At 38.1% G+C, this 1,627-nt stretch carries 1 protein-coding gene; it reads right to left on the minus strand.

Features of this window, described 5'->3' with window-relative positions:
- Nucleotides 1-136: 136 nt before the first annotated feature.
- On the minus strand, nt 137-1,525 hold the full coding sequence (locus OQV04_RS24495) for a DEAD/DEAH box helicase (protein ID WP_112919025.1): 1,389 nt from the start codon (nt 1,523-1,525) through the stop codon (nt 137-139).
- Between the last annotated feature and the right edge of the window lie 102 nt (nt 1,526-1,627).

The following is a 1,627-nucleotide window of genomic DNA, read 5'->3' on the forward strand; positions in this document are numbered from 1 at the left end:
CTGATAGAAACAGAAGCCACTGGAGCACCTCAAAAACACCATCATACACTAAATCAGTAAGTTGGCAGCATCACCATAAGAATGATAGTTGACACTCTTGTTTATGTGTATTCTATATAAAATATTGATACCATAATTAAACAGATGAGAATAAAAAAGCATCAATTACTTGTTTATATAGAGAACCAATTCTTAGATTTTTCGCATGATTTGAAATAGAAATTGATGATGTATTCGCGTCATTGAATTCCATTTTAAAATCTGTTTCTCTAGGTTTATTTAAATATTTTTTTTGTATGGTGTCCGGAGATAAGGATAAACTCTCATGCCTAGATAATGGGCGTTCATCTTCTTGTGTATATATAACTTTATAATCTTTTGGTAAGTCTTCAGCCAGGCGACCGGAGAATAAAGTTAGTTCGTCAGTAGCCATCGTAAATAACCAAGCTTCCTGATTTATACTCTGGTTAACTCGTAAAATTCTACCCAGTACCTGCCTGAAATAGAGCTCAGTTTTAACAGCGCTTAGATGACAGCAAACCTGAAGTCGAGGGATGTCTGTACCCTCACTGATCATGCCAACACTGACAATCCACTCGGTAGTCGCATGTCGATAATGGTCAATTTTAGAAATGGCTCTTCTATCGTGATATGTCACAATAGTTGTAGTTTGGCCAAACTCGTTTTCTAAAATACTTAGTAGTTCATATGCATGCTCGACTGATGAAGCAACAACCAGACCACCTGCGTCAGGGTTAAATTTTCTAATTTCACGAAGTTTTTCACATCCAGATTTGATTACATACCTCATTGCATCAGGATACCAAATTATTGATTGATATGAAGTTACTGTCTCATTCAAAAAGTCTGCTATAGAACTATAATTTTTCATTGTTTCATCGGATGAGATAGCCAAATTGCTACTATTTACAAGGACAATTTTTGGCTTACGACAAACGTTATCTGCAATAGCTTCTCTGAGACCGTATTCATAGTCACAGCTAACCACTCCATCCGAATCAGTGTAATTTGAAAACACTATTGGTGTATTGTCTGTTCGCCATGGAGTTCCTGTTAATGCCAATGTGTAACTGACACATTGTTGAACTTGAGACAGTATTTCCCCGCCCCAGACATTTGCATTTTCCAATGAATCACCAGAGCAATGATGTATTTCGTCGAAAACAGCCAACACACGATGACGCTTCAAAGAATCCCAGAAACGTTTATCGAAATACATCAGACTATGATAAGTATACACCGCGCCAACCGCACCAAAGTCTCCATCAAAACTTCTTTCCAGAATACGGGAAAAATTACTTTTTATAGATGAGACTACCGCTGTTGAGGGGGCAAAGCATATAACCAGATCAACCATATCGAGCTCAAGCATTCTTTTGGTGACTTCGGCCGCCATTACAGTTTTTCCAGCACCAGGACTTGCAAGACATAGAAAGTGCTGTAATCCAGATTGATACTTTGTTAGCGCAGCGGCAACGCATTCTTTCTGCCAATCTCTCAACATACTCGATGCTCATCACTATGTTGACTAGACTGGCCCCCTGAATCTCCAGACAACCAATATCACTTAAATAAGTGATAGTCTTAATACTAGTTTTTAGACTAG

This window comes from Escherichia sp. Lx600-2, assembly GCF_036662595.1.
Lineage (GTDB): Bacteria > Pseudomonadota > Gammaproteobacteria > Enterobacterales > Enterobacteriaceae > Escherichia > Escherichia coli.

Coding starts and splice junctions, on each gene's coding strand:
- OQV04_RS24495 (WP_112919025.1), bottom strand. CDS start 1,525: ATGTTGAGAGATTGGCAGAAAGAATGCGTTGCCGCTGCGCTAACAAAG.